A 9919-nucleotide genomic window follows, 5' to 3' on the forward strand; every position below is an offset into this window, starting at 1 on the left:
ATCAGGAATAGCATGGAATCAGGCACGAACCCCGGAGTTCTAGGCATGTCGTCCCGTGGCAGCACACGCGTACTATCCGCGCACGACCGTATTGCTGACGATCCTCGTCAAGGTATTGCGCAAGTCACGCCAAAGAGCGGCTGCCATACCTGCTGTCTTTCTTTTTTGTTTCTGCCTGCCGGATTAAATCCTCCGGCGTTTTCATAGGCGCGCTACTTTTAAATTACCCGGCAACGATCCGGGTGATCACAAAACTATACCGAACCGAACCGAAACCGCTGTGGACCAGCGTCGCCAACCCGACGCATCAGCGGTTAACCGTGATGAATGCCAGAGGTTTTACGATGCAAACACTACTGATCAATGGTCAGGAGCATGAGCTGGATGTCGCTGAAGACATGCCATTGCTCTGGGTCCTGCGCGATGTGCTGGGCCTGACGGGTACCAAATATGGCTGCGGCATCGCCCAGTGCGGCGTGTGCACGGTGCATCTGGACGGTCAGGCCGTACGCTCTTGCGTGTTGCCGGTCAGTGCTGTCGGCGGACGCAAAGTCACTACCATTGAAGCCGTCGGCGAATTGCCGGTCGGTCAGGAAGTGCAAAAAGCCTGGCTCGCCCATGAAGTCGTGCAATGCGGTTACTGCCAGCCGGGGCAGATCATGTCTGCCGTGGCGCTGCTGCAGGCGCATCCGGACGCCAACGATGAACAGATCACCGAGGCCATGGCCGGGAATCTGTGCCGTTGCGCGACCTATACGCGGATTCGTGCCGCCATCAAAAGCGTCAGTCAGGCCTGAAGGAAGACACCATGTCAGAAGTAAAAGGATCTGCTGCGACGGTGTCACGTCGCGGACTGCTCAAGGGTGGAGCGCTTTCGCTGGGAGGGCTGGTGATCAGCACCTGGCTGCCGCCGATGGCCACACGCAGCATGGCGGCCGAAGCGGTCAGCGCTGCCCGTCTGGGTGACAAAGCCTCGCCGGGTTTTGGTGCCTTTGTGCGCGTAGCCCTCGACGGGCAAGTCACCTTGATCTCGCCGAAAATCGAAATGGGTCAGGGCGTTCAGACAGGGATCGCAATGATGGTCGCCGAAGAGCTGGAAGTCCCGCTCAGCTCGGTCAGGATCGAAGAGTCGCCGCCCGACGCGGCGCTGTACACCGACAACATTCTGCAATTCCAGGCCACCGGCGGTTCTTCATCGACCCGCTACACCTGGGAGCCATTGCGCAAAGCCGGCGCAACCGCGCGCGTTCTGCTGATCCAAGCCGCCGCCGTTCGCTGGAACGTGGCGCCAAGCCTGTGCCGTGCCGAAAACGGTCAGGTGGTCGGGCCAAACGGCAAGACCTTGTCCTATGGCGAACTGGTAGAAGCCGCTGCTGCGCTCCCGGTTCCCAAGGACGTGCCGCTCAAGGCTATTGCCGACTTCAAATTGCTGGGCACTTCCGCACAACGTCTGGACACGCCGCACAAGGTCAACGGTTCGGCGCAGTTCACCATCGACGTGAAAATCCCCGACATGCTGATCGCGTCGTCGCTGACCTGCCCGGTCCACGGCGGCAAGCTGCGCAGTGTGAAAGACGAAGCCGCGCGCAAAGTCCCCGGTGTTCGCGACGTGATCCGTCTGGAGAATGCCGTCGCCGTCACTGCAACCAATTTCTGGTCTTGCCAGCAAGCGCTGAAGGCGCTGGAAATTGAATGGGACTTCGGTCCTCATGCGTCGATTGACTCCGCACAGCTGGACAAAGAGCTGCTGGACGCCAGTTCCAAGGACGGCGTTTTCGCCAAGCAGACCGGTGACATCGGCGCGGCGCTGAAGAACGCTTCAAGTCAGTTCGAAGCCGTATACCAGCAGCCGTTCCTGTCTCACTCGCCGCTGGAACCCATGACCTGTGTTGCCCATGTTCGCCCTGATATGTGCGAGCTGTGGGTGGGTTGCCAGGCACCGGGCTTCGCGCAAATGGGCGCGGCCAAGGTCGCCGGTCTGCCTGTGGATAAAGTCGTTATCCACAACCAGCTCATCGGCGGCGGCTTCGGTCGTCGCCTGGAGTCGGACTTCATCTTCCAGGCCGTGGACATCGCCCGCCAGCTCAGCTACCCGATCAAGTTGATCTGGAGCCGCGAAGAAGACATGACCCACGACAAGTACCGTCCGCATTATGTGGACCGCATGAATGCGGCGCTGGGTAAGGATGGCAAACCGATTGGCTGGGAACACCGAATCGCGGGCGCTTCAGTGATGGCTGCGTACGTCGGCAAGCTGCCGGAAAGCGGTGTGGATGCTGACGCCGTCGAAGTGGCCATCGACCCGGTTTACAAACTCGGCAGCCTCCAAGTGCGCTATATCCGCCAGGACCCGGACGTGATTCCGGTTTCCTGGTGGCGTGGCGTGGGCCCGTTGCGCAGCACTTACGCCGTCGAAAGCTTCATCGACGAGCTGGCGCACAACGCCAAAATTGATCCGGTTGAATACCGCCTGAGCCTGATGCAGGAGCAACCCCGCGCTCAGGCAGTCTTGAAGAAGGCTGCAGAGATCGCCGACTGGAAAACCCCTCTGCCCGCTGGCCACGGTCGTGGCGTCGCGGTCAGCGCCGTGTTTGGCAGCTTCGTGGCGACCATCGTCGAGCTGGAAGTGCAGGCTAACAAAGGGATGCGGATCAAGCGTCTGATCACGGTGGTGGATTGCGGCTTTGCCACCAACCCACGGTCTGTCGAATCGCAGATGGAAGGCGGCACGCTGTTCGGCCTGTCGGCTGCGCTGTTCAATGAAATCCTCATCGAGAAAGGCCAGGTCGTGCAGACCAACTTTCACGCCTATCGGCAGATCCGCATGAGTGATGCACCGCCTGTGGAGGTGCATGTGATCAAGAGTGAAGAAAGCCCCGGTGGTGTCGGTGAGACCGGCGCAGTGCCTGCTGCTGCAGCCCTGGTCAACGCCGTGTTCGCCGCGTCGAAAGTACGCGAGCGTCGTCTGCCACTGAGCCGTTTCGGCTATTTCACTCTTTGAGGAGCGCTGTCATGAAAACGTTGAATTATGCGCTCGCCGTGCTGGGTGCAAGCTTTGGGCTGACGGCTCAGGCTGCTGATCAAAGCCTCATCAGCAAAGGCGAGTACCTGACTCGTGCGGCTGATTGCGTGGCATGTCACGTGGCACCTGGCGGCAAGCCCTATGCGGGCGGGCTGGAATTCAAGCTGCCGTTTGGCACGCTGTATTCGCCGAACATCACCCCCGATAAGGAAACCGGGATTGGCAACTGGACCGACGATGAATTCGTCAGCGCGTTGCAAAAGGGCGTCGGCAAGGACGGCAAGCATTACTATCCGGCCTTCCCGTATACCTCGTACACGCTAATGCCGCGCGAGGACATTCTGGCGATCAAAGCGTATCTGTTCAGCCTTGAGCCGATCAGTCAGAAGCCCAAAGAAAATGACCTGGCTTTCCCGTTCAACCAGCGTTGGGGCATGTTCTTCTGGAACGCGATCTTCGCCGATAACGAACGCTTCGTGCCGGACAGCAAACAGTCTGCCGAATGGAACCGTGGCGCGTATCTGGTGCAGGGGCCGGGTCACTGTGGCGAATGTCACACCCCGCGCAATATCTTCCAGGCCATGAGCAGCGGTAAATCCCTGGCCGGTGGTGAAATTGGCAACTGGCGTGCTTACAACATCAGCTCTGACCCGAAACACGGGATCGGTGCCTGGCCGCAAGAGGCGCTGGTGAGCTACCTGTCCAAAGGTTACGCGCCGGGTTATGGCGGTGCTGGCGGGCCGATGGCGGATGCAGTCGAGCACAGCCTGCGCTACCTGACGCCGGAAGACGTGAACGCAATTGCCGTTTACCTCAAGTCAACGCCTGCACGCAGCCAGGGTGTGCCGCGACCGTCTGTTGCGGTCAACGACAAGGCTGAGAAAGGCCTGGGCAGCAAGGTGTTTACCGATTCCTGCGTGGGCTGCCACCGTCTGGACGGCACGGGTAATCAGTCGGCAATCGCGACCTTGATTGGTTTGAAAACCGTCAACGACCCCGCAGGCACCAACCTGATGGCGACGTTGCTGGAAGGTCACACCCAGGGCATGCTCCGCGCCGACCAACGCATGCCGGACTTCGCCCGCGCCTATAACGACACCGAGCTGGCAGCAGTCAGCACATTTGTACTGCGCCGTTTTGGACAGAGCAATGGGGAAGTGAAGGCAGAGGATGTCGCGAAATCGAGAGAGGCTTCGTTGCACTGATCATTGATCATTGGAATTGAAATGCTCTCCCCTTGTGGGAGCGGTGCTTGCCCGCGATAGAAACGATGCGATCTAAAGCGAACCGCGTCCAGCCCTATCGTCGGAATGCCGCCCAGGCCAAGCACCGCTCCCACAGGAATCTGCGCTATCCCGTAGGACCGGCTTTAGCCGGGAGGGCGTCGGGACATTCACCAAATACTCTTCGCCAGCAATACCGCTCTCCCGGCTAAAGCCGGTCCTACGGTGTTGAAGGCCGCTGATACGTGCATCAGCCTTCCAACATCCACCGCAACGTCTCTTTCAACGGCGGTGTCTGCCACTCTGGTACCAGCCCGCGCAGGCGTGAGTTATCCCCGCACAACGTCTTCACTTCGTTCTCCCGGACGAACGCCGGATTCACTTCGGTGATGATTTCATGGCCGGTGATTTCGCTGCACATGTCGATCACTTCGCGCAGCGAATGAGTGACGCCTGAGCTGACATTGATGGTCTGCCCGACAGGCTGAACCTCCAGCAACCCCCGATACGCACTGACAACCGCCCGGACGTCGCTGAAGTCGCGCCAGACATCAAGGTTACCCAACTCGATCCTGTCCGCCTTGCGCAAAAAGTGCGCGACGATTTTGGGCAGCAGAAAGTTTTCGTCCTGCCCCACGCCGGTGTAATTGAACGGGCGGGCAATGATGAGAGGTAAGCGGGCCTGCCAGAGATTAGCCATGTGTTCCATGGCTAATTTGCTGACCGCGTAATCATTGGCAGGGGAGGCTGGCGTTGTTTCATCCAGCGAACCTTCGGAGGCATTTCCGTAGACGTTCGCGCTGCTGGCGATCAGCACACATTCCGGGGTTTTGCCGCATGCATCGATGGCCTCCAGCAGGTTGCGAGTGCCGATCAGGTTGACCTGATAAAACGCATCCGCCACGCCATGCCCGACAAAGGCCACTGCGGCAAGATGCACCACAATGTCGGGCTGGATTTCGGCCAACAGCTTTTGCAGCGCTGCAGTGTCCGCCAGATCGACCTGGTAATAGCCCGCCTCTGCAGAAGGTTGACGACCAATGCCGATGACTTCGCAGCCCTGGGCCTGGAGTTCCGCGGCCATGTAGCGGCCGGTGAAACCGTGGATGCCGGTAATCAACGCGCGCTTGCCAGCAATAGTCATCAGAAGCTAATGCCTCTTTCATTACGCAGCAAATCTGCTTCAACCATCATGCGGCACAACTCCTCTAGCGTGGTTCTGGATTCCCAGCCAAGGATTTTCTTCGCCTTGGCCGGGTCCCCGACGAGCAGTTCGACCTCGTTCGGTCGGTAAAATTTCGGGTTGACCGTCACCAGCACTTTGCCCGATGCAGCATCCAGCGCGTGCTCATCTTCACCTGTGCCTTTCCATTCGATGTCCATGCCGACGGCTTTGAACGTCATGGTGACGAAGTCGCGCACGGTTTCCACGCGGTTGGTGGCGAGGATAAAGGTGTCCGGCTCGTCAGCCTGAAGCATTCGCCACATGCCCTCGACGTACTCCTTGGAATACCCCCAGTCACGCTTGGCGTCCATGTTGCCCAGAGAAAACGCGTCCAGCTGACCCAATTTGATCTTGGCCACTGAGTCGGTGATCTTGCGGGTCACGAATTCCAGCCCGCGCAGGGGCGACTCGTGGTTGAACAAGATGCCGCTGGTTCCAAAGATCCCGTACGACTCCCGGTAATTGATGGTCATCCAGTGCGCGTAAAGTTTGGCAACGCCATAAGGGCTGCGCGGGTAAAACGGCGTGCTTTCAATTTGCGGGATGGCTTGCACCTTGCCGAACATCTCCGACGTGGATGCCTGATAAAAGCGGATTTTCGGGTTAACGATGCGTATGGCTTCGAGCAGATTGACCACGCCCACGCCGGTAATTTCGGCGGTGGTCAGCGGTTGGTCGAAGGACACCCCCACGAAGCTTTGCGCTGCCAGGTTATAGATTTCCGTGGCTTCGGTTTTCTGCAGCAGCCGAATGCTGGCTGACAGATCCGTCAGGTCGTATTCGATCAAGTGCAGGTTGGGATGATTCTGTATACCCAGCTCGTTTATGCGCCAGAAGTTCACCGAACTGGTGCGTCGGTAGGTGCCATAAACCGTGTAGCCCTTTTCGAGCAATAACTCGCTCAGGTAAGCGCCATCCTGTCCTGTGATGCCGGTGACGATTGCTTTCATACGGTGGCTTTCAACTCCGTTCATGAGGATAGAGCGGTCGCCTGTCGGGATCTTCATGACCACAACGCTATGGCTGACCATCCTTGATACTGCGGGGGAGATGCTACGCGAGACCCTTCACATGCTAGACGACACATCGGCCAAGTAAAGCCGGCTCGCAACATCTTGCAAAAAACACGCGCACGATTGGAAAGTCTGCTTTATTTACTCATGTGCGGGTAAGTAGTGAGTGGAAACGGGCTCGACCTCACGCATTTGGCGGCGTGTAGCGCGTTGCGTGAAATCTGACCAAGGGTCATAAGCCCTTTTCACCCTTTGCCGATAACCGAAAATACTCAACACATCGACCGGTGGCGAAATGTTCAACACTCGCTTGAAAAAGGAATTACAGGCGCAACAAGCCGAGTTGGCAATCTACAGGCAGATGGAAGTCGGCATGAATGCGCAGATGCTTTCCATCACCCTTGATTCCAACTATCGCATTACCCGAATCAACGACAATTTTCTGAAAATACTGGGCTATGGTTCCGAACGCGTTCTGGGCCGACCGCTGGATGATCTCGTTCCGGCCTATGTCAGACAACTGGAGTGCTACCGCAACCTCATTGCGGCGGTCGACAATGGCGTATCCGTCATCGACAACTACCGTTTCATCAAGGCGGACGGCGGTCTGGCCTGGGTGCGGGCGATCTGGTATCCGATCATGGGCGCGGATGGCAAGTTGTCCGAGGTCCGTTGCTTCGGTAGCGACATCACCGAAACGATCGAGCTGGCCACGGAAAACGCCGGTTTCATACAGGCGCTGCTGCGCTCGACTGCGGTCATCGAGTTCGATCTCAGTGGGCATGTGATCACGGCCAACGATCAGTTCTTGCGCGGCATGGGTTACAGCCTTTCGCAGATCAAGGGCAAGCATCACAGTATGTTTTGCGAGCCTGAAGAAACCTCTTCATCCAAGTACAAAGAGTTCTGGGCGACCTTGAATCGTGGCGAGTTTGTTGCCAGCCGGTTCAAGCGGGTTGACGCCAGTGGTCGTGTGGTATGGCTGGAAGCAACGTACAACCCGGTGCATGACGCTCAGGGCAAACTTTATAAGGTTGTGAAGTTTGCCACCGTGGTAACGGATCAGGTCGAGCGCGAGGTGGAAGTCAGTGAAGCGGCCGGCATTGCTTTCGAGATTTCCCAGCGTACGGACTTGAGCGCCCAGCGCGGCGCGACGGTGGTTCAGGACACTGTGGACACCATGCGCAAGATATCGGACGAAATGCAGTCGGCGTCAGAAGGTATCGAAGCACTGGGCAAGCAGTCGCTGCTGATCAGCTCCATCGTTCAGACCATCGGCGGCATCGCGCAGCAAACCAACCTGCTGGCGCTTAACGCAGCGATTGAAGCTGCCCGGGCCGGTGAACAGGGCCGAGGCTTTGCGGTGGTAGCCGATGAGGTCCGGCAACTGGCAGGGCGCACCAGCACCGCCACCGAGGAAATCGTCAGCGTGGTGCAACAAAACCAGAATCTGGTGGATGCCGCCGTTCGCGGAATGGCCAACAGCCGGGGTCAGGCCGAGCAGGGGTTGGGGCTGGCAAACGATGCAGGCTCAGTGATCGTCGAAATCCAGGAGGGCGCTCGACAGGTGGTGGGCGCTGTGAGCCGGTTTGCCAATCAGTTGAAGTGAGGTTAAGCGCAGTTTCTTGAATTGGAATAGGGTCCTGTGGGAGCGGTGCTTGCCCGCGACAAGGCTGGACGCGGTTCACTTTAGATGGTGTCCAGCCCTAACGCGGGCAAGCCTCGCTCCCACATAGACCGCGCTATTGCGTAGGACCGGCTTTAGCCGGGAGGAAGTCCGAATGTTCGCTAAATTTTCTTTGGCGACATGCCGCTCTCCCGGCTAAAGCCGGTCCTACAAGATCAAGAACTCGCTTGCAGGCAAACATAGAATCTCCCACAGGATTTGTGTCACACATGACACTGTATTTCTTCAGTCATCACCCGTAATTCCTGAGCTGACACCTTGCCCTTTGGACACGCGTGCGGGCATTGAGTACCCTTGCGGCCCACACCGCTCCAGGGGAGCCGCAGTGCTCATGAACCTATCTTTCAAGCAATGGCGAAAAGGCCTGGTCTGGGCCGTGCCGTTGGCCGTTCTGCTCGTCGGTTGCGATGGCGGAGACAAACAGCCCGCCCCGCCACCCGAACCACCGCCACCGCCGCATACCACTTACACCCAGGCGAGCTGGGATGCCCTGCCTGCGGTGTCCGATGCAGACTTGCAAGCCGGTTTCGCTTCTTGGCGCAGCGCCTGTGTGCGACTCAAGGCCGATGCGGTCTGGGGCGCGACCTGTGCTGCTGCCGCTACAGTGCCGGTGGATGCCGACGCTGCACAGATCCGCAGCTTCCTGCAGACCAACCTTCAGGTCTACAGCTTGCGCTCGGCCACCGGCAGCGCGGACGGTTTGATCACCGGCTATTACGAGCCGGTCTACCCCGGCAGCCTGACCAAAACTGCCAAAGCCTCGGTGCCGATCTACGGCGTACCCGATGATCTGATCATCGTCAATCTGGAAAGCATCTACCCCGAGCTCAAAGGCAAACGCCTGCGCGGACGTCTCGAAGGGCGCGTGCTCAAGCCTTACGATGACGCCGCAACAATTGGTGCGCAGGGCCTGAACGCTCCCGTGATTGCCTGGTTGACCGATCCGATGGACCTGCAGTTTCTGCAGATTCAGGGCTCTGGCCGGGTTCGCCTTGAGGATGGCAAACAGCTGCGTATCGCTTACGCCGATCAGAACGGCAGACCTTACCGGGCCATCGGTCGCTGGTTGGTAGAGCAAGGCGCGATACCGAAGGAAGACATCACCATGGGCAGCATCGCTGCATGGGCCAAAGCCAATCCCACGCGAATCCCCGAGCTGTTGGCGAGCAACCCCAGTTATGTGTTCTTCACCCGCAATCCTGATAGCAACGAAGGGCCACGGGGCTCGTTGAATGTGCCGCTGACATCGGGCTACAGCGTGGCGATCGACCGCAAAGTCATCCCATTGGGCAGCCTGCTTTGGCTATCGACTACCCGGCCTGATGGCACGGCTCTGGTACGTCCGGTTGCTGCACAGGACACCGGGGGCGCGATTGCCGGTGAGGTTCGTGCCGATTTGTTCTGGGGCACGGGCGATGAAGCGGGTCACCTGGCGGGCGACATGAAACAGAAGGGCAATATCTGGTTGCTCTGGCCGAAAGGTATGGCACCGCCTCAAGAATAAAGTCACAAAAACCAAGGGCGCCATAGGCGCCCTTTTTATTGCCTGAAGTCGCTCCGAGTCACGGATTTGAGCTTTTCCTGGGGTTTTGCAACAGTTTGCAACGGTTTTGTATCGCCAAAAAAACGGCATATCACTACCGTTCGTCCGGTGGCTGTAACAACCTTTTCAAATTATTGACAGTGTCACTTTGATGGCACATTATTCGCGCCACACGGAATGAATGTTCACTGCCATGGCTGGTTTGT

6 protein-coding genes and 2 pseudogenes are annotated in these 9919 nt (G+C 58.4%); 6 read left to right on the plus strand and 2 right to left on the minus strand.

Annotated elements, in window-relative coordinates; all coding sequences use genetic code 11:
- Nucleotides 1–344: 344 nt before the first annotated feature.
- From H8S59_RS09655 to H8S59_RS09665, 3 genes are read left to right on the plus strand one after another with little or no spacing between them, the layout of a single operon-like run.
- Nucleotides 345–797 carry a (2Fe-2S)-binding protein gene (locus H8S59_RS09655; protein WP_095102653.1) on the plus strand — a complete coding sequence of 151 codons (453 nt, stop codon included), beginning with the start codon at nucleotides 345–347 and terminating at the stop codon, nucleotides 795–797.
- 11 nt (nucleotides 798–808) lie between these two features.
- A complete protein-coding gene (locus H8S59_RS09660) occupies nucleotides 809–3001 on the plus strand; it encodes a xanthine dehydrogenase family protein molybdopterin-binding subunit (protein ID WP_187521271.1) in 2193 nt (730 codons plus the stop codon).
- A gap of 11 nt (nucleotides 3002–3012) precedes the next feature.
- Complete coding sequence (locus tag H8S59_RS09665) at nucleotides 3013–4227, plus strand: cytochrome c (RefSeq protein WP_187521272.1); 1215 nt, start codon at nucleotides 3013–3015, stop codon at nucleotides 4225–4227.
- A 268-nt stretch (nucleotides 4228–4495) separates the two neighbouring features.
- Here H8S59_RS09665 and H8S59_RS09670 read toward each other — a convergent pair whose 3' ends face one another.
- Nucleotides 4496–5389, minus strand: coding sequence for a GDP-mannose 4,6-dehydratase (locus tag H8S59_RS09670; protein ID WP_187521273.1), 894 nt, complete (start codon nucleotides 5387–5389; stop codon nucleotides 4496–4498).
- Nucleotides 5389–6420: a GDP-mannose 4,6-dehydratase gene (gene gmd, locus H8S59_RS09675; protein ID WP_187521274.1), complete on the minus strand. Its 1032-nt coding sequence runs from the start codon at nucleotides 6418–6420 to the stop codon at nucleotides 5389–5391. The genes H8S59_RS09670 and gmd overlap by 1 nt, the downstream gene beginning before the upstream one ends.
- Nucleotides 6421–6868: 448 nt before the next feature.
- Between gmd and H8S59_RS27275 the strand changes: the two are divergent.
- The 3 genes and pseudogenes from H8S59_RS27275 to mltA form a co-directional block, all read left to right on the plus strand.
- Nucleotides 6869–7549: pseudogene (locus tag H8S59_RS27275) on the plus strand (PAS domain-containing protein); the annotation flags it as partial.
- Nucleotides 7550–7657: 108 nt separating this feature from the next.
- Nucleotides 7658–8092, plus strand: a pseudogene (locus H8S59_RS27280) (methyl-accepting chemotaxis protein); the annotation flags it as partial.
- Nucleotides 8093–8501: 409 nt separating this feature from the next.
- Nucleotides 8502–9674 carry a murein transglycosylase A gene (mltA, locus tag H8S59_RS09685; protein WP_187521275.1) on the plus strand — a complete coding sequence of 391 codons (1173 nt, stop codon included), beginning with the start codon at nucleotides 8502–8504 and terminating at the stop codon, nucleotides 9672–9674.
- Nucleotides 9675–9919 lie beyond the last annotated feature (245 nt).

It is taken from the genome of Pseudomonas folii (genome assembly GCF_014357575.1).
In the GTDB taxonomy this organism is placed as follows: domain Bacteria; phylum Pseudomonadota; class Gammaproteobacteria; order Pseudomonadales; family Pseudomonadaceae; genus Aquipseudomonas; species Aquipseudomonas folii.